The organism is Mesorhizobium sp. M0522 (genome assembly GCF_040321085.1).
Classification (GTDB): domain Bacteria; phylum Pseudomonadota; class Alphaproteobacteria; order Rhizobiales; family Rhizobiaceae; genus Mesorhizobium.
Window position 1 is genome coordinate 1 of the sequence record NZ_JAMYQW010000025.1, and the last position, 25,927, is coordinate 25,927.

General features: G+C 60.2%; 18 protein-coding genes and 5 pseudogenes. 11 read left to right on the forward strand and 12 right to left on the reverse strand.

Translation table 11 applies throughout. The features are described 5' to 3' along the window. Nucleotides 1–477 precede the first annotated feature (477 nt). The gene (locus NKI58_RS23430) at nt 478–966 is read right to left on the reverse strand and encodes an ATP-dependent DNA ligase (RefSeq protein ID WP_352625070.1); all 489 of its coding nucleotides are present in this window, start codon (nt 964–966) and stop codon (nt 478–480) included. 695 nt (nt 967–1,661) lie between these two features. Here NKI58_RS23430 and NKI58_RS23435 point away from each other — a divergent pair. Further along, nucleotides 1,662–1,853 carry a DUF6494 family protein gene (locus NKI58_RS23435; protein ID WP_023679340.1) on the forward strand — a complete coding sequence of 64 codons (192 nt, stop codon included), beginning with the start codon at nt 1,662–1,664 and terminating at the stop codon, nt 1,851–1,853. A 373-nt stretch (nt 1,854–2,226) separates the two neighbouring features. Here NKI58_RS23435 and NKI58_RS23440 read toward each other — a convergent pair whose 3' ends face one another. Next, nucleotides 2,227–3,912, reverse strand: a complete 1,686-nt coding sequence (locus tag NKI58_RS23440) for a winged helix-turn-helix domain-containing tetratricopeptide repeat protein (protein ID WP_352708595.1) — start codon at nt 3,910–3,912, stop codon at nt 2,227–2,229. An 89-nt stretch (nt 3,913–4,001) separates the two neighbouring features. On the opposite strand from NKI58_RS23440, the gene NKI58_RS23445 reads away from it, so the two are divergent. Then, on the forward strand, nt 4,002–4,124 hold the full coding sequence (locus NKI58_RS23445; RefSeq protein WP_352625049.1) for a hypothetical protein: 123 nt from the start codon (nt 4,002–4,004) through the stop codon (nt 4,122–4,124). A gap of 941 nt (nt 4,125–5,065) precedes the next feature. Here the strand turns inward: NKI58_RS23445 and NKI58_RS23450 are convergent. Further along, complete coding sequence (locus NKI58_RS23450; protein WP_352449758.1) at nt 5,066–5,317, reverse strand: DUF6074 family protein; 252 nt, start codon at nt 5,315–5,317, stop codon at nt 5,066–5,068. 144 nt (nt 5,318–5,461) lie between these two features. Here NKI58_RS23450 and NKI58_RS23455 point away from each other — a divergent pair, with 144 nt between their 5' ends. Continuing rightward, nucleotides 5,462–5,584 (forward strand): hypothetical protein, encoded by a 123-nt coding sequence (locus NKI58_RS23455; RefSeq protein ID WP_352625052.1) that lies wholly within the window; start codon nt 5,462–5,464, stop codon nt 5,582–5,584. 213 nt (nt 5,585–5,797) lie between these two features. Beyond that, nucleotides 5,798–5,915 (forward strand): annotated as a pseudogene (locus NKI58_RS35595) (XRE family transcriptional regulator); the annotation flags it as partial. A gap of 16 nt (nt 5,916–5,931) precedes the next feature. Here NKI58_RS35595 and NKI58_RS23460 read toward each other — a convergent pair. The 5 genes and pseudogenes from NKI58_RS23460 to NKI58_RS23480 all read right to left on the reverse strand — a co-directional run bounded on the left by NKI58_RS23460 (nt 5,932) and on the right by NKI58_RS23480 (nt 11,272). After that, entirely contained in the window at nt 5,932–6,588 is a 657-nt protein-coding gene (locus NKI58_RS23460) for a hypothetical protein (RefSeq protein WP_352826105.1), read from the reverse strand. Beyond that, a complete protein-coding gene (locus NKI58_RS23465) occupies nt 6,585–7,073 on the reverse strand; it encodes a hypothetical protein (RefSeq protein ID WP_352625054.1) in 489 nt (162 codons plus the stop codon). Before NKI58_RS23465 ends, NKI58_RS23460 begins: the two co-directional genes overlap by 4 nt. A gap of 335 nt (nt 7,074–7,408) precedes the next feature. Then, a pseudogene (gene dinB, locus NKI58_RS23470) lies at nt 7,409–8,188 on the reverse strand (DNA polymerase IV); the annotation flags it as partial. 144 nt (nt 8,189–8,332) lie between these two features. After that, nucleotides 8,333–9,652: a DUF2130 domain-containing protein gene (locus NKI58_RS23475; protein WP_352625056.1), complete on the reverse strand. Its 1,320-nt coding sequence runs from the start codon at nt 9,650–9,652 to the stop codon at nt 8,333–8,335. A gap of 717 nt (nt 9,653–10,369) precedes the next feature. Continuing rightward, on the reverse strand, nt 10,370–11,272 hold the full coding sequence (locus NKI58_RS23480) for a LysR family transcriptional regulator (protein ID WP_352625057.1): 903 nt from the start codon (nt 11,270–11,272) through the stop codon (nt 10,370–10,372). Nucleotides 11,273–11,384: 112 nt separating this feature from the next. On the opposite strand from NKI58_RS23480, the gene NKI58_RS23485 reads away from it, so the two are divergent. The 3 genes and pseudogenes from NKI58_RS23485 to NKI58_RS23495 all read left to right on the forward strand — a co-directional run. After that, the gene (locus tag NKI58_RS23485) at nt 11,385–12,128 is read left to right on the forward strand and encodes an SDR family oxidoreductase (RefSeq protein WP_352625058.1); all 744 of its coding nucleotides are present in this window, start codon (nt 11,385–11,387) and stop codon (nt 12,126–12,128) included. A gap of 69 nt (nt 12,129–12,197) precedes the next feature. Beyond that, nucleotides 12,198–13,097 (forward strand): SDR family oxidoreductase, encoded by a 900-nt coding sequence (locus NKI58_RS23490; protein WP_352625059.1) that lies wholly within the window; start codon nt 12,198–12,200, stop codon nt 13,095–13,097. Between the two features lie 54 nt (nt 13,098–13,151). Further along, nucleotides 13,152–14,002 (forward strand): annotated as a pseudogene (locus tag NKI58_RS23495) (zinc-binding alcohol dehydrogenase family protein); the annotation flags it as partial. 421 nt (nt 14,003–14,423) lie between these two features. Here the strand turns inward: NKI58_RS23495 and NKI58_RS23500 are convergent. Next, the gene (locus tag NKI58_RS23500) at nt 14,424–14,918 is read right to left on the reverse strand and encodes a hypothetical protein (RefSeq protein WP_210237729.1); all 495 of its coding nucleotides are present in this window, start codon (nt 14,916–14,918) and stop codon (nt 14,424–14,426) included. A gap of 1,197 nt (nt 14,919–16,115) precedes the next feature. Continuing rightward, a complete protein-coding gene (locus tag NKI58_RS23505; protein WP_352785263.1) occupies nt 16,116–16,310 on the reverse strand; it encodes a hypothetical protein in 195 nt (64 codons plus the stop codon). A gap of 256 nt (nt 16,311–16,566) precedes the next feature. Here NKI58_RS23505 and NKI58_RS23510 point away from each other — a divergent pair, with 256 nt between their 5' ends. Then, nucleotides 16,567–18,003 (forward strand): LuxR C-terminal-related transcriptional regulator, encoded by a 1,437-nt coding sequence (locus NKI58_RS23510; protein ID WP_352625065.1) that lies wholly within the window; start codon nt 16,567–16,569, stop codon nt 18,001–18,003. A gap of 1,023 nt (nt 18,004–19,026) precedes the next feature. Here the strand turns inward: NKI58_RS23510 and NKI58_RS23515 are convergent. Further along, nucleotides 19,027–19,179, reverse strand: coding sequence for a hypothetical protein (locus NKI58_RS23515; protein ID WP_352625067.1), 153 nt, complete (start codon nt 19,177–19,179; stop codon nt 19,027–19,029). A gap of 411 nt (nt 19,180–19,590) precedes the next feature. On the opposite strand from NKI58_RS23515, the gene NKI58_RS23520 reads away from it, so the two are divergent. From NKI58_RS23520 to NKI58_RS23530, 3 genes and pseudogenes are all read left to right on the forward strand, one after another. Then, nucleotides 19,591–21,033, forward strand: a complete 1,443-nt coding sequence (locus NKI58_RS23520) for a LuxR C-terminal-related transcriptional regulator (RefSeq protein ID WP_352790182.1) — start codon at nt 19,591–19,593, stop codon at nt 21,031–21,033. Between the two features lie 875 nt (nt 21,034–21,908). Beyond that, the gene (locus NKI58_RS23525; protein WP_352625069.1) at nt 21,909–22,757 is read left to right on the forward strand and encodes a tyrosine-type recombinase/integrase; all 849 of its coding nucleotides are present in this window, start codon (nt 21,909–21,911) and stop codon (nt 22,755–22,757) included. A 2-nt stretch (nt 22,758–22,759) separates the two neighbouring features. After that, nucleotides 22,760–23,952: pseudogene (locus NKI58_RS23530) on the forward strand (IS91 family transposase). 597 nt (nt 23,953–24,549) lie between these two features. On the opposite strand, the pseudogene NKI58_RS23535 reads toward NKI58_RS23530, so the two are convergent. Then, nucleotides 24,550–25,707 (reverse strand): annotated as a pseudogene (locus NKI58_RS23535) (IS110 family RNA-guided transposase). Between the last annotated feature and the right edge of the window lie 220 nt (nt 25,708–25,927).

Genomic DNA, 25,927 nt, shown 5'->3' on the forward strand with positions numbered 1-25,927 from the left:
TCGACCGACAGTAAGCCTCGCATCTTTGTGGTCAACCGGATCGAGATGAACGGCAATGGCTCGATTTATCTTGCTGGCGCAAGTGCCTTATTGACAACGAATTCTGCAACGCGACTGATGAATTGAACTTGGCTTTAGCCAGCGCAGTGTTGTGAGACAGACTGCATTTGAGGTTCGCTTGCTTCCGTGTTGGACTGAGAGCCGATATCGAAGGCAACGCTTGGCCTCGTCGTGACAACGAATTTAATCAATCAGCGGATTGTATCGGTTACTTGATTGACCCGCAGCGAAGCGGCTCGTCATTATTTTCCGGGACGCTCCGGATCGTCGCCGAAGCCAAGCAGCGAGGCATGGCGTATATACTTATGTTCGCCACGAAGGTGCTTGATCGCAGCTTCACGCCTGGCCCAACCCACTGCGTCGCCGGTCGCTTCTTGATGCCGCCCGGAGCGGGCCGGCATGTTCCTTGACCCGCTTTCACAGCCGTTCCTTCATGTCGCGGCCCAGACTGATGAACGCCGAACCGACATACTTCCCGGTGCCTGGCTCGGCCAGTAAGGCGAATGCCGCCTTGCCCGGCTCACGCTCGACGCCCAGCAGTTCGTATTCCTGGACCGTGAAGCTCTTCGTCTTCAGCCAATTCGATGTCGGGCCACTTCGATACGGGCTGTCGGCGCGCTTGGAGACAATCCCTTCTAGCCCCGCATTGTCGGCGAGATAGAAGATGGCTTTGGGGTCGCCAGGTATCGCCTCGCTGAACTGGATCCTGCTGTTCGACTTAATGATGCCGAAAAGAAGCTCCCGGCGCGCCTTGCATCCGATGTCGCGCAGATCGTGGCCGTCGAGATGCATGATATCGAAGGCGCCGAGGATCGTGGCGTACGGATCGCTGTGGACGGCTTTCTGCAGTGCGTCGAAATCGGGCAGGCCATTCGCGCCGGTGACGACCGCCTCGCCCTCGAAGATCGCGTTCTACGTCGAGAATCCGGGCCGCCTCGATGATGCCTGCGTATTTCCTGGTCCAGTCCGCTCCGCTGCTGCTGAATGCGCGAATATCGTCAGGGCTCTTTATGATGATCTGGGTTCGGTAGCCGTCGAGCTTGATCTCGTGAATCCAGTGTTCGCCCTCGGGCGGCTTTGCGACCAGCTTGGGCTCCATAGGCGGTATGAACTCGAGGCGGCCGGCGCCGGTACTTACAATTTTACGCACCCAGTCAATACTCGGTACAAAGCTTATATTAGCTAGAGTGAACAGAACGTGATTCGGAACGGCTACAGTAAGGCGCGTGTGCCCAGCACAGCGCTTGGCCTGGCTCACGTTGTGCCGACCCGCAATTTATCTCACCACGATCTTCTTTAATGATCTTTCCTCTCAATCGAACCCAAAGAAGCGCCGAGTGCTGATCAGATCGATTTGAGGTACTCGATCAGATCACTCTTTTCCTGATCGGTCAGATCAAGGCCGAGATGGCCGTCATCGTGCTCCTTCTGCGCAAGACGTCGATCGGTTCCACTCCTCCTGCCAGGGGTCGATCAAGTTTAAGGACCCGACGTCTCCTCCCGGCTCGAGGTCTATTTCAATAAAACCGTAGGTCACCGTGCTGCTTCCTTGATCCCTTGCCTTCCCTTACAATCCCTTCCGGACACAGAGGAGTTTCGCCATGAGCGAAGACGCCGTCAACATGTCGATCCGCAAGTTCCTGAAGGAAGTCGGCGTCACCTCCCAGCGCAAGATCGAGGAGACGGTGCGCGAAGGGCAAATCGGCGGCAAGAAGCTGAAGGTCCGCATGACGCTGACGGCGGAAGGCACCGGCCTCAACCACGTGGTGGACGGCGAGATCGAACTTCCATAAGCCGGGCGAAGCGACCTAGCGAAACGTCCGACGCGGCCGAAAGCCGTCGAGACGGATCAGCGGTTGGAATGGCGTTTGGCCGGGTCGATGTAGTACCGCTCACCCCACGCTCTTGCGATTCTGAGGGAACGCGAAAGACCGACCCTAAGCGGAAGCTCGCTCGCTCCGGGTCAATTCACGGCCATGACCCGTTCCAGAAGTTGGGGTGCGAGCGTACTGTGGCGCAAGTCGGCCCCAATGCCGACTTTCCCGCACCCAATATTCCTATGAAGGATGATCTTGCTTTGAGGGCAACCACCGTCCACAACACAAAGGCTTCAACGGTTTTTATTCGGCCTATCGGACTTCTGCCGGGCCACAACCGGACAGCCGTTCAGTCCGGCAACCCCGCGAACCGCATGTGTCCGATCCAGCGCTCGAGGGCCCCGGCGGCGAGGTAGTTCTTCTCCCACTGCCTGCGTTGTTTGCTGATGGAGTCGCCGGGCGAGTCTTTGAGGAAAACCGCAAGTGCTTCCTTTGCTTCCCGCTTGTTTCCCAGACAAGCGTGGATCCCCGCAAGCATTCGGTGTGCGCCGCTCGGGATTCTGGACATTTTCCGCATCGCCGTCAGCGCAGCCCCGCAATCGTTCTTTTCGTAGAGCGCCCAGCCCATCTGCCAGTGGAACCAGTCAGGGTAAAAAGGATCGATGCCCTTGGCCTGCTCGATCCGATCGATCGCTTCGTCCGTGCGGCCAACATTCAGCAGCACGCCTGCACTCATGACGAGGATATTCGAGTCGCTGGGGTTCAGGGCGATCGCCTGATCGTACCGGGCAAGGGCCTGCTCCATCTCGCCGGCTTCGGTGTGGATGCTGGCGCGGATGTTATGCGCCTCGGAATCGTCGGGAGCGAGTAGAATAGCCTTATCGGCGTATTCGGCGGCCCGCTTCAACGCCTCGTCGGGGTTATTTTCCTGCTTGTGCCAGAATACCGCGTCATGGCGATAGGACCAGGCCATCCCGATATAGCCGAACTGGGCGTTCGGATCCGCTTCGATCGCCTTGAGGCTGAACTGCCTTAGCAGATCGTTCCCCGCGGCAGAGAAATTGATCTCGGCCCTTCCCATCAGCTCGGCCCTTCCCATCAGGTAATAGCGCAGCGCGCTGACCTGCGCGGCGTCACTCCTTGGCAGCGGGCGCTGGATTCTCTGCCCGACCCGATCCGCAAGCGTGCGGATGATTTCCTCCTGGATGACGAAAAAATTGCCAATCTCCCGGTTGTAGGTGTTGGCCCAGACATGCGATCCGTCATGCGCATTCAGCAACTGGGCGGTCACTTTCAGCCGATCTCCGACCTTCTGCTGGCTGCCTTCGAGCAGGTAGTCGACGCCGAGTTCATCTCCGATCTTCCTGGTGTCGACCGGCTGGTCGCGGTACCTGAAGCTCGAGTTTCGGGCGATGACGGCATAAGTCTTGCTCCGCGAAAGCTCGGTGATGATCCCCTCGGCGACGGCATCGCTGAGATATCCCTTATCCGCGCCGGTACTGAAGTCGTCGAAGGGAAGGATCGCAATCCTCGGCATGTCGCTCGAAGGAACTGGAGCGGCTCGCCATATTTCCGCGCCGTAGTATGCGCCGATCGCTGCCGCAGCGAGAACGATTGCAGCAAGAATGAAGCCGCGCTGCGAGAATCGTGTCTTGGCACGTTTCGTGCCGGCTGCGGCGTTTGCGTCCGCCGCGTCCGACGGATTGGCATTCAGCCGGTAGCCTCTCTTGGGGAGGGTTTCCACGATGACGTGCGCGTCGTCCCCCAAGGCGCGGCGGATATCGGCAATGCATTGAGTGAGGCTGTCGTCGGTCACGAAGGTATCGGGCCAAACCGCTTGCATCAGCGCATCCTTGGACACGATTTCGCCCGGTCGCGCCGCGAGCACGGAGAGCACCTCGGCGGACTGGCTGCGAAGACTGATCGCTTTGCCTTCGACGGTTCGGAATTCTTTGCTTTTCGTCAGGAAGACAAAACCGCGAAACTTGACCGTTTCAGCAGATTTCAGGTCAATTTCAGGGGCCGTTCGGGACATTTCACCCACCTGGCGCGCCTCCTAACTCTAGCCCATTCGGCCGTCGCTTCCAAGCGATCCCAGCAGCACTGGATGGGACGGAGGACGACATGAATCGCACCAAGCTCATCATCGAGCTCGCTCTTCTTTTGGCAGTGCAAACGGCTGCAAAAGCGGATTCCCGCATCGCGAAACTCTGCGGCCCTGACCATGTCAGGGAGATTAGGGGATAGCGATGGAACAGTTTCTTTTAATTACCCTTCTGTTAAATTTTGACGGCACCGTAGTAGCCGGCAATCATGAAAATGGCTTTCCTCCCAAGGTGTTGGTTTCAGAGGCCGAATGCAAATATCTGAAACACCAATATGAATTTATCTGGCCTCCTGTTGGTCTTAAATATCTGTCAACCGCTTACATCTGTGAGAGGAAATAAACGACTATCGCTTCTGGTTACAATGCTCAGACGAGTCCCAACCCCGGCGGTTACTGTCGCCCGCCTCAGGGAGCAAGTCAGCGAAGGCGGCCCTCGCATCATCCTGAGCACTAGCGACGAGTTCAATCTCTACACCTGAACCCGCCGCGACCCCGATATGGACACGTCGAAGGCGCTGTTGCTGACGCGCGAACGCACCGTGAAATACCTCTTTGTGCCAGTCATTCGGCGTGACACACGCGAACCGTCCCAAACCGCCGCCCAAACGCAATCCGGGACTTGTTGCATCGAGAGCAGGACTCACCATGCGCGGCTACCAATGTCGGCTTCGCGCCAACTCCGCCATTGGGCCGCCTACGCCGAACGGCAGTTCATGGCGCGTTGTGCCGGTTCGGGACCGCGTGGACCTGGGACAGGATCGTCAATCAACCTTGGGTCTGTTACATAAGAGTGCAGTGTGGAACTCAACGGCTTGGTTTTGCGGTTCAGCTCGTGGAAAAGGTCCGTCGGCCTTCCATGAATGCGGGTTTCCGCATCGCCTACCTCGATTTGGTCGATGACCGCCGGACAGGCGAAGCGGAACCGTATCTCGCCCGAGAGCACATCCGCGCGCATGATTTCGACGAACGCGGTGATCTTTTCATCCGCACTGAGAAACCTTGCATTTGACGGATGCAGTGGTGCTACGCTTGCTGAGCCCCGGGGCGTCTCTATGCGGCAATCCTTCGTCGTGAGCCGATGCTATTGTGCAAGTTTCGCAGCACTGCGGGTGGCGATATCGCCCAAGACAGCATGAAGAAGCGTTCCAACTTCCTGTTCGGCGACCCCGGGTGCAATTCCTGATTCGGACAGTTGAACGAGAATTGCCTTAGCGGTGTTGCGCCAGAAGGCGTTCGCGTCCTCCCCGTTCTTGGATTCTAGGACCCGGGCGATCCCTTCGACCAACTTCCGCCGCCGATGCAGCGGAAACGCGCTTATGTTTGAATCACACATCGATCACCTCACCCCTTCAGTCGCGCGAATAAGCATTGGCGGGTGAGAAAATTTGGTTAACAGCGCTTTTGGACAATGGTCAGCAATGGAATAAAGCGTCCGCCTCGGTGGACGGTACCTCGAACAGCCACTGGACGCGGCGGCATGGGCGAGTTCGAGTTCCTGTTCAAGAAGTCCATCGGCTATGATGGACCGCGGGTGATCGCGCAGGAAGCGAGCGGTACAGCCGGTCAGGCCATCTTAGGGCAGGCAGGCTCTTGGACTTGATCAGAACCAGGTGAACCGCCATACTCCGACCTGGCGGCCAATTCAGGTGGCCTTTTCCATGGACGAGGCCGATCCGGCCGAATCGACGTCCATTTATTTCATTTGCTGGGATCGCCAGGTCGGGAGGAAATCTCCCGATTGTGTTAGGCATCCCTGTTGTTCTTGGAGGTGTCTATGAAGGATTCGCGCATTCCCGGGACAGTCTTGGCAGCTATGTCGGAGGGGATCCATATCATTTGCGCTTATCGTGAGTACCTTGGGTATTCGATCGAGGACTTGGCGGTGGCGTGCGGGCTAGCCGCTGAGGAAATCCAAAACATCGAGTCGGGTCTAAGGTACAACAAGGGCTATCGGGATCGGATCGCGCGATCGCTGTCCCTATTCTGTGGAAATACTTGAGGCGGAGTCGGACATATTGGACGCCGCGTGACCAGTGGGGTAATCTGCAAGTGAGTTGAATATCCACTACCTTGTGATGTGTAGTTTGCGACTGATAGTCGAAGCGTTGAACTGAACCATGCGCTTCCGACCGGATGGACGGAATGTTGGAGGGTGCCGCCGAAATCGTTGGTTGCCTCCCTGACCGGCGCCCAATCACCTTTGCCTATCTTGCCTCCGCTTGCCTTCGTCTTTGAATGACAAGTCAGTGTTTCGTGCAACTTGCCGAGTGTGCCGTCCTTGCGAAAACGAATCCCCTGGACGACGAAGGTGACATGCCCGTCGCTGGGGTAGAGCGAAATCCCGATGACCGAAAGCCGCAACAGCCCGCCGCGGCTCTGCGACGCAACGATGTCTCCGGGCCTGATTCCGAGGATCGATCGGGCCAAATCAGATCGCCCGGCCTCGAGCTCCTTCTCCCAGCGTTCCAGTTCATCCTCAACATACCGCCAAGCCTCCCGCGCGGTCTGAAAGGGCCTCTTTTCCCCAAACCAGATCCGGTCCGCCACAGCCAGGATCTCGCCAGGAACTTCCCGCTCCATCTCATAGGCGGCACGGCTCATCATCTCATGACCCGCTCGGCTTCCAGAAGTGCGCGAAGGCGCTTGTGATATGGTTTGACTGTTGCAGCGGAAATCGCCGCCGGCAGAGCGGCCTCTCGGACAGGCATGAAATCAATCGGCATGACGGCGCGCAGGCCTATAGGACCTGTAGCGAACCGCACCGGCGGATCTTCCTCGCGCCAAGGCTTGCGGCTCCATTCGACCCAGATCTCGCTTGCCGAAACGCACAGCCAGCTGTCCAGAAACAGCTGCGACTCCGGCCCATGGAGATGATGCGCCGACCACGCATGATCGGCTGCAATCAACGGCATGACCACATGCTGGAGCTTTTGGTCCCGCACCATTCTGGCAAGCATCGCGATCCGCTCCTGCAGTTGCGCTGTCAGACGCACGAAAATGACAGGCCCGTTCGCAACGTAGGAGTGCCGCGTACCTTCGGTTTCGAACAGCAGCAGCTGCGCTCGCGCCAATGGTAGCAGCCGTTCCACGAGCCTCGCCGCACTGCTCTGGACGGAGGTTCCCCAGCGTGTGGCTATCCTACCTTCCAGGACCAGTCCTGGGCGCGACCCTGGATGAGGAGAAGGATCTGAGCCGCGAGGTCCGCGTCGAGGTCTGGCAGCCTGCTTCCCCGAGGTTGTGCCGCGCGGACATCGATACCGCGGCCGGACAGATCGGTCAGGGCCGCCAAATAGAACTCCCGTTGCAGTTTCGAGAGAGATTCCGCTGCTCGTTCGCGCGCAGCCTCCAGGCGTCTGGTTTCAAGCTCCTCTCGGAAAGCGGCCAGCGGTGGGCGGCGCAATGTCTGCCCAGCCTGTACGCGGGCTCAATAGCCGCGCGGAGGCTTCGGCACCTGCAGGCGCGCGAACAGTTTCTGATCGCCACGTCTGATAGGCCAAGATCCTTGGCGATCTCGCGGGTCGGTTTCACTGGTGCGACGCCGCGTAATCTGGCGGAAATCGGCATACTTGACCTTGAGCGTCACCGCGCGCCCAGAGATTTCGTTGTGTTCGCAATACCGCCACACCTTTTCTATGAGCGGACGCAACCCTTCGCGTGCCTCTGCTATCGTGAACAGATCCCGCGCAAACGTATCCTCCGCTCCTACGGACTTGCGCACGCGATCAGGCTGCACCGGTCGCTCGTCGATGCCACGCGCTATCCAGTAATAATACGGTCCGGCCTTGCCGAAATGTCCCTGCAGGAACGGCAATGTCTGCGCCCGCAGATCGGCGCCGGTGCGGATTCCGAGCCGTTCCATCTTCGAATTGGTGGCAGGACCGATGCCGTGGAATTTCTTCACCGGCAGCACTTCGACGAAGCTCGGCCGCATCTTCGGCGTGATAACGAATAGCCCATCAGGCTTGCCCTGATCGGAGGCCATCTTGGCGAGGAACTTGTTGTAGCTGACACCGGCTGAGGCGGTAAGGCCGGTCTTCGCCCTGATCGTCGCCCGGATCGCCTCGGCGATCTCGGTCGCCGAGGCCATCCCGCGCATGTTTTCGGTCACGTCGAGATAGGCCTCGTCCAGCGAAAGCGGTTCGATCAGCGGCGTGTGCTCGGCGAAGATCTCCCGGATTTGCTGCGAGACCGCCTTATAGACGTCGGCCACAGCGATCGGCCGACGATGTTTGCCTCAGGTGCGGCGGACTTCTTTTGCTTACGCCATCTGAAGAAGTTCGATGGTTACGTCTGGGGAAGCCGCTCCAGATTGCCCAATCGTTTTCCTGTTGAGCTGCATACCGATTGCCTATCCGGCACCGGGCGGAGATGCTTCAATAGCCAGGACCTCCAAGCACTCAATCTCTTGCATCACCTTTCCAGCGATGCCTTGCAAATCGCCGTACATCCCGACGGTCGATTCGATTACGACTTGTATTTGAGCCTCCCGCTTGGCCCACAGGCGTGTTGAGGCCTTGCGTTCCTTGGCCAGGTCCTCCTGCATATCAGAGAACTTTTCGACGATGGCCTCGACGCGATGGCGGAACCGCGGACCGGTCAGATAGCCATAGACCTGCTCCATTTTGGTAGCTTGGCCGTCCTGGGCGAGGCGGGAGTTCGCCAGCTCGATAAGGGATTGCCGGAGCATGATTGCGATCGGCATCGCGCATTTGGGATGGGCGACATAGACGCCGTCCAGAAGATCGAAGGTTTCCACACCGGGAGGCAGAGCTTCGGAGATCATAAGCGCGATATCCGCTTTCGCCGCCCGTTGATCCGCCCTGAGCTTCCCCAGCCAACCCTGGCTCCAGTTCTTGGTGCGTTTCGATTCCCATAAAATGGCGCCGCATGGCTGGCCGGCCGGTCCGACCACGCGGTGCAGGACATCTCCGCCGAACTCACCCTTGGCAACCGGTTCAATGATGTCCATCGGGAACCGGCTGGCAATGAGGGCTTCCAGCTCGAGCTCCAGCACTTCACCCTGAAGCTGCTGGGAACCCTGTTCCGCACGACGCTTCAGCTCCTCAATCTGACGCTGCATGCCGGCGATCTGTTCTTCTTTCTCCGCAACCTTCATTTTAAGGCCGTCTTCGGCTTCCGACCTCGCCTTGACTCGAACGGCGTCCAGTCCTTCCTGGATCTTCCTTTCGATGATCAGCGCCATCTCGCGCTTTTCGTCGTCAAGCGCACGCTGCTTTTTCAGGAATTCCGCCTGTTGCTGCTGGGCCTCGGTGAGCTTTTCGTCACGCGCCTTCAACGTCGCCTCCAGCTCAGCCAGCTTTTTATCCTTATCCTCCAGGTCTACCGACAGCAGCAGTTTTGCCTTGCGGGCCTCCTCGATCGCGATTCCGGCACGCTCAAGCTTGATTTGCTCAGCCACCTGGTTGCCGATGTCCTCTTTGGCGGCGGCGATCTCGGCCTGCTGGCGCTTAAGCTCCTCTTCTCTGGCAGCCATCGATGCCTTGTTCTGCGCCAGGCGCATTTCGTATTCTTCACGCGTGGCGGCAATCAAAGGGGCGGCGAGCGACTCATTGAGCTTGATTTCCGTCTTGCAGCTTGGGCAGCTGATGGTCGGTTCATTGAGAATCCTGTCCCCCTGCAGCATGGTATTGGTGGGCTGGATGGTCATCTGCGCGCTGCTCCCTGAGGAATCTATTTTAGGACACCCCAGACTATATCTCGCCAAGCGTTTTCGGAAAAGAACAAAGAGTGAACTGATGGGTTATCCCCGCCGCAAAGCTAGGGGAGGCGCGCTTCTTTCACTTGTTTTGCGGAACGATCGCCTGCGCGAGCGGCAGCAACCTCAGCCTCGACTCGATTGCCACGGAGGTCGATTACCTCGACGTGTATTTTCGAAATGTCGAAACCGCGCGCAAATGCCGAATTCCGTCTTTTTCGCCTGGACGTGGCTGAAAGCTCGCTGGGCTGATTCTTTCATTGCACCGACAATCCGCCAGCTATTTCAGCTTCCCGTTTCCGTTCGAAACTGAAATCTCTATCCGCGCTGATTGAGACCGTGATGTCGTCTCAAATTCACGCCTTTGACCCTATTCGGACTCCCGGTGTCCGCAGCACAATGCGCGCTATCAGCGGAAAACTTGACATAAGGCCACTTCGCGGCGGGCCGTGCGGGATGAAGATGAGAACTTTGTCTACTCTATAGCCCTCTAACGCCGCTATGAATCTGCGCGATAGTGGCCGCCAATGCGCGAGCCCGCGGGCGTCCCACCGGGCAGATCGTTGGCGGCAGTGACGACTAGGCTGCGTCTGGTGCCCAGGTTGCCATTCACGAATCGACCGATAATTGCAAACAATCGGAGCATCGTCTGCGCCCTTGGGGAAGGTATCATATTTTCGGTGCAGTCTTGTCGCGGAATTGCTCCGCCACCCAGTCGATGAACACTCGCAGCCGCGGCGACAGCTGGTGCTTGTGCGAATAAAGCGCGTGAACTGGCAAGGGCGTCGGTGGGAAGTTGGCTAAGACTTCGATAAGCGCGCCGCTCGCCAGCTCCGAGACTACACGATAGCGCGGCACCTGAATGAGCCCAAGGCCAAGACCGGCGGCGGCAACGTTCGTCTCCGGGCCGGTCACCGTCATCATGGCAGGCAGCGTGATGCGGTTCACTTTTCCTTTCACAAGGAAAGCGAGAGGGACGACCTCGGTCGTGTCGGGCGCAAGCAGCCCGATCATTTCATGGCCATTAAGGTCGTCGGGTGTGTTCGGCGTGCCCAGCCGCTTAAGATAGTCCGGACTGGCAAAGGTGCCCCGCTCCAGAATAGCCAGCCGCCGCCTGATTAGCGCGCTGTCGGCCAGCTCGCCCGCTCTCAGGATGCAGTCGAACCCTTCCCGGATCAGGTCCACGGGCTGATGCGCCTCGCTGAAATGCAGGCGGATGTCGGGGTACATTTCGCGAAAGCGCGGCAGACCGGGCAACAGGAAGTGCCGCGCTTGCGTGCCATGCACGTCCACGCGGATGAGGCCTGACGGCTTAGCGCCGACGAAAGCGCCCTCGGCATCCTCCAGGTCAGCGATAAGGCTGACGCATCGTTGGTAATAGGCCTCGCCATCCAGTGTGGGGCTGACCTGACGGGTGGTCCGCTGCAACAGCCGCACACCGAGCCGCGCCTCCAGCCCTTGCACGGCGTCTGTCACGGATGAACGCGGCAGACTGAGGTCATCGGCAGCTTTGGTAAAGCTCCTGCGTTCGACGATGCGAGTGAAGACGCGCATGGCGTCGAAACGATCCATAATACGACCTGTCGGATAGTGATGCCGGATAATGCATGATTATCTGCATAAGCGAAAGGTGCATCTGTCTGTCATCAGGAGCCACAACGACACCCACAGAAGGAGACAGACAATGACCAATCAGACACAGAAGGTTGCCATCGTGACCGGCGCCTCGGGCGGCATCGGCGCGGCCGTCGCCGAACGCCTCGGCAAGGACGGCTTCACCGTGGTGGTGAACTATGCCGGCAACGCCGCCTCGGCGGATGCGGTGGTCGCCAGGATCGAAGCGGCGGGCGGCGGGCGGGCGGTTACTGCGCAGGCCGATATTTCAGACGCACAAGCCGTACGCCGCATGTTCGATTCCGCCGAGACCGCTTTCGGCGGCGTTGACGTGCTGATCAACAATGCCGGCATCATGAATCTGGCGACGATCGCTGAGAGTGATGATGCGCTGTTCGATCGCCAGATCGCGATCAACCTGAAGGGCACGTTCAACACGCTGCGCGAAGCGGCCAAGCGCCTGCGCGACGGTGGTCGGATCGTCAACTTCTCCTCAAGTGTCGTGGGGCTGCTGCAGCCTACCTATGGCGTCTATGCCGGCACCAAGGCCGCGGTCGAGGCCATGACTCCCATTCTCGCGAGGGAATTGCGGGGCCGGAACATCACCGTCAACGCGATCGCCCCCGGACCGACCGCCACGAAGCTCTTCCTCGACGGCAAACCGCAGGAGCTGATCGACCGCCTCGCGAAGCTGGCGCCGCTTGAACGTCTCGGCCAGCCCGAAGACATCGCCAACGCCGTCGCCTTCCTGGCGGGGCCAGACGGCTCCTGGATCAACGGCCAGATATTGCGCGCCAATGGCGGGATCATTTGATCTCAGCCGACCGCCAAAGACCACAACACAGCCATAAGTTCATCCAAATCCAGAAGAAGGACCATCACCATGTCCAAGCAAGTCATCCTCGTCACCGGCGCCTCGTCGGGCTTCGGCCTCATGACCGCACGCGCCCTGGCCGAAGCCGGCCACACGGTCTATGCCTCCATGCGCGAGACCGAAGGCCGCAACGCTCCTCGCGTCGCCGAAGTCGCCGCCTGGTCGAAGGAGCATGGCCTCGACCTGCGCACCATCGAGTTGGACGTCCAGTCCGACACCTCGGCGGAGACCGGTATCGCTCATGTTCTGAAGGACATAGGCCGGCTCGACGTCATCGTCCACAATGCCGGGCATATGGTATTCGGCCCTGCCGAGGCCTTCACCCCGGACCAGTTCATCCAGCAGTACGACGTCAACGTGCTGGGCGCGCAGCGGGTTAATCGCGCCGCGCTGCCGCACATGCGCGGCCAGGGCAAGGGTCTGCTGGTCTGGGTCGGCTCGTCCTCGACGCGCGGCGGCACGCCGCCCTTCCTGGCGCCCTACTTCGCCGCCAAGGCGGCCATGGACGCCCTGGCGGTGTCCTATTCGACTGAACTGGCCCTGTGGGGCATCGAGACGACGATCATGGTGCCAGGCGCCTTCACCAAGGGCACCAACCACTTCGCTCACTCCGGTTCGCCGTCCGATACGGTCCGAGTCGCAGAGTATGAATCCGGCCCCTACGCCGGGATCGCCGACAAAGCGCTGAAGGGCCTAGCGGGCCTGGAACCCGCCGACGCCGATCCGGCACAAGTGGCCCGCGAGATCGTTCGCGTCGTCGGCGCGCCCTTCGGCAAGCGTCCGTTCCGGGTCCACGTCGATCCGTCGCAAGACGGGGCCGAGATCGTCAATGGCGTCGCCGACCGCATGCGCCGTGAGATGTACCGCAACATCGGCCTGGAAGTCCTGCTCACGCCCCGCGTCTCCTGACGCAGAATGCCCCGCCGACGGACCGCGCAGATACGACTTATCTGCGTCTCAAGTATCGGCGCCGTAGGCCCTGAGGTCACGTTGTTCCAGCCGGGCGACGAGGTATTCTATGCCGGCTCAATTGCTCGGACGGGCGCCAATGCCGAGTTCCATCTCGTCGATGAGCGCATCGTCGGCAAGAAGCCCAAATCGCTGGACTGGGCCGAGGCGGCAGCACTGCCGCTGACGTCGCTCACTGCCTGGGAAGCCTTCTTCGACCGCCTCGACGTGCACAGGGCTGTGCCAGGTGCGGCGCCCGCGATCCTCATCGTTGGGGGAGCGCGCGGCGTCGGTTCAATTGCCATTCAGATCGCACGCCAGTGCACCGATCTCACCGTGATCGCCACGGCATCGCGCTCCGACACGCAGGCATGGTCAAAACGCTCGGCGCCAATCACGTCATTGATCATTCCAAACCGCTTGCCGCTGAATTCGCCGCACTTGGTATCGGTGCGCCAGCCTTTGTCTTTTCGACGACGCACACCGAAAAGCATGTCAGCGAGATTGCCGAGCTGATCGCGCCGCAGGGTCGGTTTGGCCTCATCGACGACCCGAAGACGTTCGACATCATGCTGTTCAAGCCTAAGGCGGTGTTGATCCACCATGAGCTGATGTTCACGCGTTCGATTTACGGCACGCAGGATCTGGCCGAGCAGGGCGAAATTCTGAACAAAGCGCGCGTCCGGCACGACCTGGACCGAACTCATTCGATGAGGCGTACGAAAGCCGCGCAGATCTACACGAAGACGGGAAACATTCGCGCGGTGCAACTGCTCCTGGGCCATACGAAGCTTGAGAGCACGGTCCGCTATCTCGGCATCAAAGGGGACGACGCTTTGGCGATCTCTGAACAGATCGACCTGTGAGAACCTGCGACAACGGACAGAGCGACGCGGGCTGAAGCGTCGCTTTGTGACCCTGAGTTGCCCTTCACATTTCGCTGCCTGATAGCCGACATTCGCGGCAACCGGCACTGATGGCTCTTTGCGGACAGCAACACGACTACAACGCCCCTGAACATTAAAGGGGCACAGATATACGGTAGAAAGATCATATCATGAACAGCGGCCCGATTCCGAGCTCCAGTCCCGCGCGAAATCGAGGGTCGGAGAAGGGTGGGAAGTTGCCGTTCGGCTACAGAACGAGCACGTGGTGCCATCAGCTGACAAGCCCACGCTGATGTGGTGGGCACCATGGACCCAGTCGACTCGAACCGCTCAGTCAAGCTTAGGCCGAGCGCTGTGACGATTGGCAACCAGCGAGTAATTTCGTCTTCGACGGCGATCCCTACTGGACGAGTTCGCCTTCCATCACGAAACGGCGCTCGGTGGGACCGGTTGGCAGCAAACGAAAGCTTCCGGCGCCTTTGAGCTTCTCCAGCTTGCCGGTGCCGCCAACGACCTGCCACACTCCATTGTCCAGGAGCTTCGGCTTACCATCAGGCCCGGGGACGAACACCGCCTGGATAACCCATTTTATGTAGGCCTTGTTGCCATCCGTCGTAGCGAATTCCAGATAGCCGCGCGGTTCGCCGCCAACGCCTGGCACGACGTCGTGAGCGCCATATTCCTGAACGGTCGCGCCGGCGAGTGGACCCTGACCTTCGGACTTGCCTTCCCGTCGGACCAGCAAGAAGAAGTGCTTGCTCGCATCGGCGAAATCGAGCCGGATGGCTTCCTTCTGCGCGACAAGCGCCTCAAACTTCACCGGCTCGGCCTGAACGGGAGACGCGATAATTAACAAAGGGGTCGCAACCGCAGTGATCGTGCTAAACCTCCTCATTGTGTTCTCCTTTGATTCGTCTCGAAAGCTCGGTGAACATGTCGAGAGCACGCAAGGACGTGCGTACCACGCGCGTTGTTTGGATGCGTCGAATGTAGATGTCACTGCCGCTCTCCCGCGAAGGCCTCTCCGGGCCTCTAGCTTCAAGAACAGAGCTGCAAAGACTACACGATGTCATGTCATTGAGAAAGCGGTATCAAGGCCTGCGCACGCCGATGCTTTGCATAGGCACGCAACGTCTTAGCCGGGTCAGATTGCGTCATGCTACCCTCGCAACTGAACGACCGCAAAGCGGGCCGCCGAATAGACCTCCCGTTGCAGCTTCGAAAACGATTCCGCTGCTCTTTGGCGCGCAGCCTCCCGGCGTCTGGTTTCAAGCTCCTCTCGGAAAGCAGCCAGCGGTGGGCGGCGCAACATCTGCCCAGCCTTTACGCGGGCCCAGTAGCCGCGCGGAGGCTTCGGCACCTGCAGGCGCGCGCACAGTTTCCGATCGCCACATCTGACAGGCCAAGATCCTTGCCGATCTCGCGGGTCGGTTTCTCCCAAACCAGCGCAAACAATTCCTCTCGGGAGAGTTCTCGTCGTGCCATGCTACCTCCATCCGGCAACGGCGCGCGACGGCCGGCGACGCGCGCACTGGCCAATTGCCCGGAGCGGCACGCCTGTGGTCAGGCGTTCGGATCACGGGATGAAGAGGGCGCCTCACAACGAGCTGGGTGACAAGCCTATGGCTTCGAGTCGTAGAGCTGCTCGCTCCAGCAGAGTGCGCCAAACGCGCGCACAGGCATGAGCTTCGACCAGCTGGCCGCGTCGAAAGCCGACGTTCCAAGTGATAAACCAGAAAGGCGCTGAAAGTGGCCGGCGACTGTTGGGAACTGGTGGGCTTTGGATGACGCCGGCCAAGCGCACACAGGTCCGCCGCAAAGACAACTAGGGAAGGTGATTCCGCGTATGGTGTTCTCGCTGAAGCCAGCCGTTGATGAAAATGGGACTTCCTCACCAATAGTCACGGCTTGTCCGTGCAGCAAGCGATATCGCCTGACCGTTCGGATCGCTTAATCTCCGACACGACGTTCCTCTTGCGTCAAAGCAAAGATATTGACGGCCCCTGGCAATTATCCCGCTACTGGAACTAGCCAACGCGTCGGGGCGACAATGTCATCAGATCTGAAACCGGGTGCCAGAACGACTTGGCGATCAGCCTGCCATGCCGCAATGCGGCCGGGGGCCGCCGACGGGTACGATCTCATAGCCGACGGCGATCAATTGGAGTTTCATCTCGTCAAAATGCCGCTTTGAGCCGCTGACGATCGATTCAGGCGCGTAGTTCCAGCCGTTACGGGCGGCATTGGCCAGGATGTCGGCATAGAAGCGCATGCTGGCGATTTTCACGTCCGACTCTAGCAGCTGCCTGCATCCGCTTGCGAACGACGGCGGCGGTGCGGCGGACAAGCCCAGGATCGCGGATACCAACACAATCGAAACAGCGCGCATGAGATTCTCCCTCGGTCCATTGCAACCCATTTTGCTGTAAGGGAGCTTGCATCGCGTGCGCCTGCGTTGGGATCGGGCAGATGCTGTATTCGGGCTCCTGCATTCGTAGTATTTTGCCTCGGCAACAGCTGAAACCGTGCCGATCGGGTCTGCCATGGGCCGCATCGCGACATCTTCGCCGGGTCACGGCGCGCTGTCCGATCGGGAGCGCGCGGTGGCGGAAAAATTCGCCGCCGGACTGACTTATCGCGAGATCGGCGAGGCGCTGTTCATCGCCCCGTCGACCGTGCGGACCCATCTCGCCTCGATCTACGACAAGCTCGGCGTGCGCAACAAAGTCGCGCTTGCCTCGCATATCAATAGAGCTATCAGCGCTGGGACGGATGGGCTGTCACCTTGGCCAGACGGCTCTCCCGTGCTCGCCATATTCCCCATCGAATGCCTGAATTCGGAAGAGCGCTGGCGCCGCTTTGCCGACGGCCTGTCGTCGGACATCACTATCGACCTGGCGCGCTACGCGGATCTGCCAGTTATCGCCTTCCACACCATGAAATCTCTGGGCAGCAAGCCCGCCGACTTCCCCGCCGACGGCAAGGCGCTTGGCGCCACCTATATCGTGTCGGGCCAGCTGCGCGCCGACGAGCGGCGGGTTCGGTTATCGATAGAGCTCGCCGACGCGGGCAACGGCGTCAGCCTGTGGAGCGAACGCTACAACCGTCAAGTCGAGGATATTTTTACGCTGCAGGACAGTCTGACCGAAAGCGTCATCAATGTGATCGCCGGCAGCTACGGAGCGCTTGCCACGGTCGGCCGTAACGCGATTCGCCGCAAACCGCCGGCCAGTCTGCGGGCCTACGATTGTTATCTGCTTGGTGTTGAACAGCAGGACACATTCAGCCGCGCCGGCACTGCCGAAGCGATACGCCTGTTTTCACGCGCGCTGGAGCTTGACCCCACGTTGGTCAGGGCCTGGACCGCGCTTGCCTATGCCTATTCGATCGAGGGCGCCAACGGCTTCGGCGACGATGCGCAGGGCTCGATCGAGAACTGGCGGACGGCGGTTGAAAACGCGGTTCTGCTCGATCCGATGGACAGCGTTGCCTGCAATTGCCTTGGCGATCTTAGGGGATGTCTCGGCGACCTCGCAGGAGCGGACCGCGCGTATCGCCGCGCCTTCGAATATGGCTCCAACCATGCCGATACGCTGGCGCTGCTGGCCGGCAGCAAGGCGCTGGTCGCTGGCGATCCAGCCGAGGCGATGCCGCTCATCGAGCGCGCCATGCGCCTCAATCCGCTGGCCCCACCTTGGTATTTCGGCATGCTGGGCCGCATCCTGTTCACGGCCGGCAAGCACAGGGAAGCCATCGCGGCGCTGCGCAGAAGTACGCTGGATTCTCCGAATGTGCTGTTGTTTTTGGCGCTAGCGCATACGGCCGTGGGCGAGGCCGGCGAGGCGGCCAGGATCGAAGCCCGCTTGAAAGCTGAATTCCCGGACTTTTCGGTCGAACGCTTCATCACGGGCTATCCCGTGACCAACCCCGACGCGGTGCACGCCATTCGCCACGCCGCCCAACTGGCAAGGCGCGACTGAGGCCTTCTGAAGCGCCGACGCGTTCGTTAACCAATGATCAGTGAGCGGACGGCAAACGAACTGCCAGCTGGGATCGCTCGCCTAACCGCACCAAACATCAAATCGACTGTCTTGCCAGCGGGATGGCAAGTCACAAAAGTACGCAACGGACGCAAATGCCATGGGCAGCCGCGACGCGGACTTTTCAACAGTATCGGTGGAACGTTGCCATTCGTCTCGTCGATGGGAACGAGCAAGTAGCGCCATAAGCCGCCGTTCCCGACGGTTCTCCAAACCTGCCGTTCGCGCTATGTCTGAACGCACCAACCGACCACGTGCGCCAGTTCCGGACCTTCCTGGCGCTTCTCCAGAGCCGCCGTTCGCGCAACGGCTTGAGTCAACCCTAAGCTGACCTTCTGGGACTCTCCGGATCAGGGTCATATCTGGCGAGAGGCTATCCATCATATAGTCTGGCATGTTCAGGATTGAGGCTCTCCCAGAGGATGGCAGGAGCCGTCGAGCGCGCTTTTTAATCGAGCGGAGACCGGCGAAAAGCCTGCACTTGAGGGCATCGCGATAAAAGTACGTCAAACAACGCCAATGGAGAATAAGCGGTGACTTTGGTGGGCGCTCGTTTTGAACCCTGCCTCGGGTCGCTTGCAGTCAACTGTGTCAAGGAGCGGCGGTCAGAACTGGTGGCATTGAAGGACCGAAAGGCGGGCCGAAAGCGGACGGTCCGGTTCTGGAACGAACTAGCCAGAAAGGTGCCATTCCGCTGGTGAGCCCATCTTGGCCGCAACGACGTTGCTTGCCGCTGCCCGAGGGACTAAGCCGCTCGCGCGGCAATGGCGCTTGTAACAGGCGGACGCTCGTTCGCCCTTGGCCGAATTCGCGCCCCTGACCCATTCCAGACATTCGTCGGATCCTAGACCGAACATCTAGGTTGGAACTCAAGGGGCCACCGAGCCGAAACGACCAGACTAGGAAGCCAATTGACCACAATACCTGCCTGATATGCTGCCCCGGTTGCGCGCTCCAGAATGGTCACTCGTCGAGCCAGTATTGGCCGGAACAGCCGAACTGGCGCGAGGCGACAGATTGGCGCTTGGCGACAAATGCCATTGCGAAGAGACTCCGGGGGGTGTTGTTCGCTTTCACACCAGGCACCATCGTGTAACCCTGATCGACCAGTTGCAATTTCAGCTCCTTGATATGCCGTTTGAAGCCGTTCTCGATTTGGCTCCGAGGCTAGCGCCATCCGTTCCTGCACGTTCGGATGAGAATGTCTGAATACAATTCGGCACTGACGGCTCTCATGGCATCTTCGGAAATCAGCATGCCACCAGATTGCGTGCCTTCGGACAAGCATGGTCCAGCCGACAAAGGCAGCACCAGCATTGCGGCAAAGATAGATGACTTTGTCATGGATTCCTCCTGTTCCAGAATGGATCGGGGTTCTGCAACCCGACGAAACCCTGTCGACAGGAAAGCCTAGAATTGCTGGCGGTCGCATGGAATCGTGCAAATGCAGTGTTTTCGAGATCGCATCTGTAGTATTTTGCCGTGCCGGGTTGGCCACAACTCGTAGCGGATCGGAGACTTGAGGCGATGCTTCGCGCCGTAAGCAATCCTCTGACCAGTCTGTCGGACCGGGAGCGGGTGGTCGCTGCAAAATTCGCCGAGGGGATGACCTACCGTGAAATCGGCGAGACGCTCTTCATAGCGCCGACTACCGTTCGGACCCATCTGTCGGCCATCTATCGGAAACTCGATATTCGCAGCAAATTGGCGCTTGCAACCTTGGTTGCCGACCAACGCGAGCAAGACACGGGCCAGGCACCTTCCTGTGGCCTTTCGGTAGAGGGATCTGGGCCAACAGTCGTTGCGGTTCTCCCTTTCGACAATCTGAGCGCGGAGGAACCATGGAACCGCTTGGCCGATGGCTTGTCGGCGGACATCATGGTCGACCTCGCTCGCTACCCCGACCTTGCGGTCATCGCCCGCCAGACCATGCTCTCGTACAAGGGACGGCGCGATGACGTGCGATCCATCGGGCGGGAACTGAATGCGGATTATCTACTTGAGGGGACCTTGCAGGCGGCAGCGCAGCAGCTGCGGATCTGCGTCCAACTCGTCGACCCGCGCACTGGAGTCGATTTGTGGACGGCCCGCTATGATCGATCAGCGGAAGACCTGTTTGCGATGCAGGACATAGTCACCGAAAACGTCGTCAATGTCCTTGCTAGCTGTTGCGGCAAGCTCGCAAAACTTCGACGCGATGTTGTCCGGCGAAAACAACCCGCCAGCCTATGTGCCTATGACTACTATCTGCTCGGCGTCGAGCAGCACAATTTGTACACGCACGCTTCGAATGCGGAAGCGGTGCGGCTTCTGACGCGTGCCATCGAGCTCGACCCTGGTCTTGCCAGAGCCTGGACAGTCTTGGGTCTGGCGCATGCCGTCGCCGCCATCAATGCGTTTACCACTGACCCTTCCGCCGCAAAGGAGCGCTGGAAACTGTGCCTCGAACGAGCTTTGGCGCTCGACGCGGGTGATACCCAAGCGCGCATATGTCTAGCCGAGCTTCGAGCATTGCAGGGCGATCTCGATGCCACAGCAAGAGAACACGAGCTTGCCTTGGCGGCCGCCCCGCACGATGCCGATACCCTCGCCTTGCTTGCCGGAGGAAAGGCGTTCGTGACAGGCGACCCGCTGGAAGGATATGAACTGGCGAAGCGCGCGATCCGTCTCAATCCACATGTTTCCTGGTACTATAGCATGCTGGGCCGATCGAGCTTCGTTGTAGGTCTCCACAGGGAGTGCCTGACCGCGTTCAGCCAAGCACCGCCGGACTCACCCGCAACGTTGCTGTTCCAGGCCATGGCGCATGCCGTGCTCAGCGAAACACCTCAGGCAATGAAGATTGCCAACCGGTTGGCGAGAGAATTTCCAGACATTTCGGCCGAAGGGTTTATCGGCTCCTATCCAGTCATCAATCCTCCCGCTGTTGCCGCGATCCGGGAGGGCGCCCGCCGCGCGGGGCTGGCCTAGCTTCAATTGAGATACAATAGCGGAGCCCTCGGTGCGACCAAACAAATCTTAGCGACAATGGTGATTGCCTATGGTGTCGTAGACGATGTCGGCTACGCGCAGGCGCAAAATCCGCTCACCATCATCGCACCAGTCTCCGGTCAGACTGTTGATGGGACGCTTTCCTTTTCCGGGACCGCTTCCGTCAACAGCATTACACGGCGCGGAACTATTAGCGGACAGACCAATACCGCGGTCGAATGTCGAGGGACGGCTACCGTCAATCTTACGTTCTCGCATGGAGAAGGAACGATCGTTTGCGGGCAACTCTCGTCCCGGTTCGTGTTCTCGCTGACTAGCAGACAACCCCCAGCTGGCTCAGGAACGGGAACCCTTTCCGACGGGCGCAAGGTGATGTTGAGAATAGGACAATGACCACAAATCGACAGCCCTTTTGTCGAGAATTGGCGAGCTGAAACATTGATGTACGTGGGCTCGGTTATTACTCTTGCCAAAGCCGATGTAAGCCGAGCCGGTCGATGGCCTCGCATGCGGAAAACGGAACCCTGCGAGGCAGGTCGTAGCGGATCAACGGGTGGGCAACGCTTTCTGACGGCGCACGTTGCTTTCAGCCGTCGGCCCAGTGGCCGAGCGGCGTTGACTGCGGACCATCGCACGGATGGATTGGCAAGACTAGAACGGGTGCCGAGGAACGACCCGCTACGCGGGATGGGCGCGTGGGGTGAGGTAGAGATCACGAACCGGACGCCGCACTCGCATTGAGGGTGGTTCGGCAGCGGCAGAGCATTACGGGCTTCTTCAACAAGGAGCCTGACCATGCCCTATCCTGTTCTGATGCACCTATCAGTCCACTTCGTCAGCGGCTGATCGACGACATGAACATGCGGCGTTTCTCACGGGAGACGCAGCGCAACTATCTCCGCGACATCGGACGCCTGGCGACGTTCCTCGGGCGTTCACCAGACACAGCGACCACCGACGACCTGCGCCGGTTCCAGATCGAACAGCAGGACGACGGTGTTCCCGTGCCGACGATGAACAGCATCGTGTCGGCGCTGCGCTTCTTCTTCACGCACACGGTCGATCGTCCCGATCTGGTGCGCAAGCTCGTTCGTCTGGCGCACCCGCGCAAGCTGCCGGTGGTAGTGAGCCGCGACGAGGTTGCCCGGCTGCTCAACGCCACCACCTGCCTCAAGCACCAGGCCGCGCTGTCGGTCGCTTATGGCGCGGGCCTGCGCGTGGCGGAGGTGTCGACGCTGAAGGTCGCCGACGTCGATAGCGAGCGCATGCTGCTACGTGTCGAGCGCGGCAAGGGCGGGCGATACCGGAACGCCATACTGTCGCAAGACCTGCTCTTGTTGCTGCGCCAGTGGTGGAAGGTCGGACGCCAGCAGGGGGTGATGCACCGCGAGGGCTGGCTGTTTCCGGGGCAGCATGCGATGAAGCCCATCAGCACCCGCCAGCTCTATCGCGTGGTCGTCGAGGCAGCGCAGGCCGCCGACATCGCCAAGCGGGTCGGGCCGCACACGCTGCGCCACAGCTTTGCCACCCACCTGCTCGAAGACGGCACCGACATCCGGGTGATCCAAATCCTGCTCGGGCACGCCAAGCTCGACAATACCGCCTTCTACACCAAAGTCGCGACCCGCACGGTGCGCACGGTCACGAGCCCGCTCGACAAGCTCGGCCTGTTCAAGGAGGCAGAGATCTCGCCCGACAGCTGAGCGTGCACTCCTCTGTCGAGGCCGCCGACATTTTCCGTGCTGCTGGGCCAGCCTACCGGGCCGCCCATGCAGGGCACCTGAGCCTGCAGCAACTCAAGGTCATGTCGGCGATCGAGCATTATCGCACCGCCGTACTGGGCGGTCATGTCGAAGCCTGCGAGGACTGCGGGCATTGGCGCATCGCCTACAACAGCTGCCGCAACCGGCATTGTCCGAAGTGCCAAGGTGCGGCCGCACGTACATGGCTTGCCGAGCGCGAAGCCGACCTGCTGCCGGTCGGCTACTTCCATGTCGTGTTCACGCTGCCGGCAGAGGTCGCCGATATTGCCTTCCAGAATAAAGCGCTGGTCTACGACCTGCTGTTCCGTGCGGCATCGGAGACGATGCTGACGATCGCGACCGATCCGAAGCATCTGGCACGCGCATCGGCATCACCGCCGTCCTCCACACATGGGGCTCCGCGATGACCCACCATCCGCACGTGCACATGATCGTGCCGGGCGGCGGCATCGCGCTCGACGGGAAGCGCTGGGTATCGTCGCGCCCGGCCTTCCTCCTTCCGGTGCGCGTGCTCAGCAAGCTCTTCCGCCGCCTGTTCCTTACCCGGCTGATCGCGCTTCACGACGCGGGCCGGCTCGCCTTCGTCGGATCGATGGCCCATGTAGCCGACCGACGCGCCTTTCTGCGTCATCTCAATCCTGTTCACAGTAAGCGATGGGTGGTCTACGCCAAGGCGCCGTTCACAGGGCCGGAGGCGGTCCTCGCCTACCTGTCGCGCTACACGCACCGGGTCGCGATCTCGAACAGCCGCCTCATCCGCCTCGACGAGAGCGGCGTCACCTTCCGCTACAAAGACTATCGCCGCGACGGCGTCGACCGGCAGCAGGTCATGACGCTCGCTACCGACGAGTTCATCCGCCGCTTCGTGCTCCACGTGTTGCCAAAGGGTTTCCACCGCATCCGGCACTACGGCCTGCTTGCCGGCTCTGCTCGCAAGGCCAGCCTCGCGCTTGCTCGTGAACTCCTGAACGTCGCCGCACCGTCCGACGATGACACCACGGACGAACCGGACAACTTCCGCCCGCCATGCCCCTGCTGTGGCGGCCGCATGATCGTGATCGAGGTGTTCGAACGACGGAGGCAGCCGCGCGGACCGCCACACGGTTCCCCGTCGACCGGGAGCAGTACGCCATGACCCGGCATGGAATGGTTCAGCCTTCAGCTGCAGGCACTCAGCCTCCGGCAACGGATCGACGCACGTCTATGGTGATTATCGACGCCGACAGAGCCGCGCCCAGCCGCCCACCGTCCCGACAACACCGCGCGAGGGCGCAACGAAGCGGTCGGTCCGCATTCACCCCAGCGCTTCCCGACGGCGGTCACGCCATCGCCGACATCTGCCGAAATCCGAAATCCCCATAGCCATCGTCTGCGGCCCGCGGGTTCCTTCCTCGGGGACTTTCGTACGCCTGCCGGCGCCCGAAACTCTTATATGGGGATGGTCAACTACAAACGGCATCACGTCGACATTGTCATGTACCTCCGCGGCAATCCGTAGATCCATTCGATGGGTCCGTTAGCGTGACGCGGTTCGCGAACGAACCCAGTCCACCTTATATTCGGTCAGGGCGCATGCACCTGTTCCATGATCCCGCTTGCGGCGGATTCGGAACCCAAGAGACGAAACCATTCTTCAACGGCGGCTGTTTGAGGCCATGAGTTTCGTCGGTTCGTCTACCGAGGATCTGCCAGGCCCTGGTCGGTCCTGGAGATTATTAGAATCGATTAGCGTCTACGCTGATGGTTTCGTCAGGAGAGCTCCTTCTATAACGACTCCGGCGTTCACGTATTTCCACAGCGCAACAAGCAGTTTCCGAGCGAGGGCGATGATCGCCGTCTTCTTGTACCGGCCACCATTCTGGATGACTCGCGCCCTGAACCACTGGCTGAGTGCGGAATTGGGTTGATGGCGAACCCAGAGCCACGCAACCTGGACAAGCGTCGACCGGAGCCTTGGATTGCCGGACTTCGAGACTCCCTGCTCGCAATTAATCTGCCCACTTTGCCAGGGCGTTGGCACCAAACCAGCGTAGGCGGCAACCTGTCGTCGATTGTCAAACTTGCGCGATAATCCCTCAGACCACAGGACGGCCGCGAACTCCGGACCTATTCCCTTGAGGCTGAGCAGCAGGGCCGGTGTTGGCTCATCTGCCGCGACGAGCAAGGCGTCGCGTGCCTCTTCAACATCCTTGATCTGCTGGATCAGCAACTCGATGCGATCAAGCTCGCGGCTGATCTGCGCCATGAGCGCTGGCGGCAGTGGACGCCCATCTCCGGTAATGAGCGCATCGAGGCATTTGCGTCGATCGCCTTTCAATGGTTCGTATCCGGACACACCTTGGCTGAACAAAAGGCCCTTTATCCTGTTGACGTGCCTGATCCGCTCGTTCGTCAGCGCCTTCCGCTCCCGCACCAACCGGCGACGGTCTTCCTCCTCCGGCGTTGGCACTCGCAACATCGCGCAAACCCGAGGCTCGCCGCGGTTGTAGGCCAACAACGCTCGAACCAGTGCTTCCCCATCAATCCTGTCGGTCTTGGCCCGCCGGCGGCGACGTGATGTGGCAATGGATGCCGGGTCCACGACATAACTCTCGATGCCTTCGCGTTCGAGGACCCGATGTATCCAGAATCCATCCAGACCAGCTTCCTGGATTGATATGACCCGGAAACGCTGCCCTGTCCGCACTTCCGCCTTTCGTTGCAGCTCTGCGAAGTGATCGAGCAAACCCGGAATGTCGCCCCCCGACACGAGGTGTCTCGACAATCTCTCGCCTCCACCTGGCGAAAGCGAAGTCACGAGCCATTTTTAACGAGACAGTTCTAACGAGACAAATATTGCGGCAAGATCGACGCGGATAGCGGCCGGGGCTTTGGTGGTGTTGGCTTGCATGCTGACCTCCAGGTGATGTTTAGCGACTTCACTCTGGCAGAGCGCTGGTCGCCTTCCATCCCCATAGGATCTTCACGAGTGCCGATCGGCAGCTATCCGCCCTTGAGCCTTTCAAGCCGGACAGTCCGCTACCCGGCCTCCACTTGGACCTTCGGCTCCCATGCCCATCTGCCGGGGGGATGCGACGGCTGAGCGTGCATGTTGTCGGGACGACGCAGCC

Coding starts and splice junctions, on each gene's coding strand:
- NKI58_RS23435 (WP_023679340.1), top strand. CDS start 1,662: ATGAGCGAAGACGCCGTCAACATGTCGATCCGCAAGTTCCTGAAGGAA.
- NKI58_RS23440 (WP_352708595.1), bottom strand. CDS start 3,912: ATGTCCCGAACGGCCCCTGAAATTGACCTGAAATCTGCTGAAACGGTC.
- NKI58_RS23445 (WP_352625049.1), top strand. CDS start 4,002: ATGAATCGCACCAAGCTCATCATCGAGCTCGCTCTTCTTTTGGCAGTG.
- NKI58_RS23450 (WP_352449758.1), bottom strand. CDS start 5,317: ATGTGTGATTCAAACATAAGCGCGTTTCCGCTGCATCGGCGGCGGAAG.
- NKI58_RS23455 (WP_352625052.1), top strand. CDS start 5,462: ATGGGCGAGTTCGAGTTCCTGTTCAAGAAGTCCATCGGCTATGATGGA.
- NKI58_RS23460 (WP_352826105.1), bottom strand. CDS start 6,588: ATGATGAGCCGTGCCGCCTATGAGATGGAGCGGGAAGTTCCTGGCGAG.
- NKI58_RS23475 (WP_352625056.1), bottom strand. CDS start 9,652: ATGACCATCCAGCCCACCAATACCATGCTGCAGGGGGACAGGATTCTC.
- NKI58_RS23480 (WP_352625057.1), bottom strand. CDS start 11,272: ATGGATCGTTTCGACGCCATGCGCGTCTTCACTCGCATCGTCGAACGC.
- NKI58_RS23485 (WP_352625058.1), top strand. CDS start 11,385: ATGACCAATCAGACACAGAAGGTTGCCATCGTGACCGGCGCCTCGGGC.
- NKI58_RS23490 (WP_352625059.1), top strand. CDS start 12,198: ATGTCCAAGCAAGTCATCCTCGTCACCGGCGCCTCGTCGGGCTTCGGC.
- NKI58_RS23500 (WP_210237729.1), bottom strand. CDS start 14,918: ATGAGGAGGTTTAGCACGATCACTGCGGTTGCGACCCCTTTGTTAATT.
- NKI58_RS23510 (WP_352625065.1), top strand. CDS start 16,567: ATGGGCCGCATCGCGACATCTTCGCCGGGTCACGGCGCGCTGTCCGAT.
- NKI58_RS23520 (WP_352790182.1), top strand. CDS start 19,591: ATGCTTCGCGCCGTAAGCAATCCTCTGACCAGTCTGTCGGACCGGGAG.
- NKI58_RS23525 (WP_352625069.1), top strand. CDS start 21,909: ATGAACATGCGGCGTTTCTCACGGGAGACGCAGCGCAACTATCTCCGC.